Below are 1,695 nucleotides of genomic sequence, written 5' to 3'. Positions count from 1 at the left end.
GCGGGACAACGCCAAGGCGGGCAGCTCGGCCAACCCGGCATGATGTCTCCCGGAATGATGGGCCAGGGGAGCCAAGGCATGATGGGCGGCATGCCAATGATGCGCATGCACGGGCACATGATGAAGATCATGTTCGCCATTGCCAACGCGGACAGTGACGGCGCGCTCTCCTTCGAGGAGATTACGATCATCCAAAAGCGAATCTTCGACAAGGTGGATGCCGACAAAGACGGCAAAGTGACGCCCGAGGAGGTTCAGGCATTCATGCGGGAATAGCCGCGCGCTAACCTGATCGCCGCTCGCATGAGGGGCATACGACGACCGCCGCGGCGTGGCTGGCCATGCAAGCTGACCCATGATGGAGTTCGCCAATGCAAAAGGTCCTGATTCCGATTTTCGCCACCGTGGTGAGCGCCGCCCTGACGCTCGCGCCTGGCGCGGTGTCGGCGCAGGCACCGTCAGGCGGCAACAGGTACGATTATGGTCCGGGCATGATGGGGTGGGATGGAGGCTCGGCGATGATTTTTGGTCCGCTGTTCATGATCCTTTTTCTCGGCGTGCTGATCGCAGCCGTGGTCCTTCTCTCCCGTTGGGCCGGTGGACCATGGCAGGGATCAGCGACGCCGCACCATACGCCGTCCGTGCGCACACCGGTCGACATTCTCAAGGAGCGCTTTGCACGCGACGAAATCGACAAAGAGGAGCTCGAGGAGCGGCGCCGGGTGCTCGGCGAATAAGCCGTCCTTGTCGAACGGTAGATGGGTGACGGAAGTCGCTTTCCGACGGAAGCCTGTTCGAAGAACCGTAGAAAGGACACCTGCTGAGTCCTGCTCATCCTGAATGACACGCCTTACGGCACCGAGCGGTGCCACAATAGCACCAGAGCTACCGGGTGAATTGATGGTTGAAGCAGCTTAGACGCGCAGACAAGACAACAAAACGGGAGGAGCGGAAAATGGCACGAGCAACCCCTATGCCGATGTGCCCGATGGCATAGCCGGTACCTGCATCGTTGCCGTTGCGTCCGGCTTCCGCAGGGTCAGGTTGAAGGTGCCTGCAGGCGGCGCTCATGGGCAACTCCGTAATAGCCTGCAGCGGGAGGAGCAATAGGCCATACGGCCCGCGGAAAGACCACTATCAGATAACCTATGTCGTTCCGTGCTCGAATTCGGATGACCGGAGAGGGTCAATCCGAGCGGTACAATGAACGACCGGTTTGGAGAAGCGCCGCGAACGCGAACGGCAGCTCATGGCGGGACTACGATGTCCGGGGTGTCGCCGGCAACGTCTGCTATCGGGCAATAGCAAAGATCACCTCGACGGCCGACATGGGGGCGCTTTGCGGTCCGGCAGCTTTGGGGGGCGACGTCTTTGCCGACGTGGCGGATGGAGCATGTGCGAGATCAAATCTGTAACGGCATGCAGTGTCGTTGCCGCCCTTCAGCCGGCCAGGCTGGATTCTGAGGTCGGCCGGAACACGCGTCGGGCAGTCAGAATTGCTTCGCAGCTCCCATGATTCTTCTGCAGGGCCAAGGTCGCGGTACGCGCCAAGCGTGCGGTGTCGTGCTTCAGGGGCTTACCGCGAAATTTTACCGAAAACCGGTGCGTCGATGCAAGCTGCGCCGGACTGAGGCACCTCTTTGTTTAGCCGGCCGTCTCAAGAAATCGATCAGCGAAGTCGGCGAGGGCGTTCCA

Annotated in this window: 3 protein-coding genes; all 3 read left to right on the top strand. The window is 60.8% G+C overall.

Annotated elements, in window-relative coordinates; all coding sequences use genetic code 11:
* Positions 1-276, top strand: a 276-nt coding sequence (locus E5W70_RS32280; protein WP_292665396.1) for an EF-hand domain-containing protein, incomplete at its 5' end; no start/stop codon positions are given.
* 95 nt (positions 277-371) lie between these two features.
* Positions 372-737, top strand: coding sequence for a hypothetical protein (locus tag E5W70_RS32275; protein ID WP_292665395.1), 366 nt, complete (start codon positions 372-374; stop codon positions 735-737).
* A 775-nt stretch (positions 738-1,512) separates the two neighbouring features.
* Positions 1,513-1,695, top strand: a 183-nt coding sequence (locus tag E5W70_RS32270; RefSeq protein WP_292665394.1) for a hypothetical protein, incomplete at its 3' end; no start/stop codon positions are given.

The organism is Mesorhizobium sp., from assembly GCF_005063415.1.
Classification (GTDB): Bacteria; Pseudomonadota; Alphaproteobacteria; order Rhizobiales; family Rhizobiaceae; genus Mesorhizobium.
Note: the sequence above shows the minus strand (reverse complement) of the source record. Positions and strands in the feature narration are given on the sequence as shown.

What these genes read in the sequence shown, in the direction of transcription:
- E5W70_RS32275 (WP_292665395.1), top strand. Translation starts at nt 372, where the DNA reads ATGCAAAAGGTCCTGATTCCGATTTTCGCCACCGTGGTGAGCGCCGCC.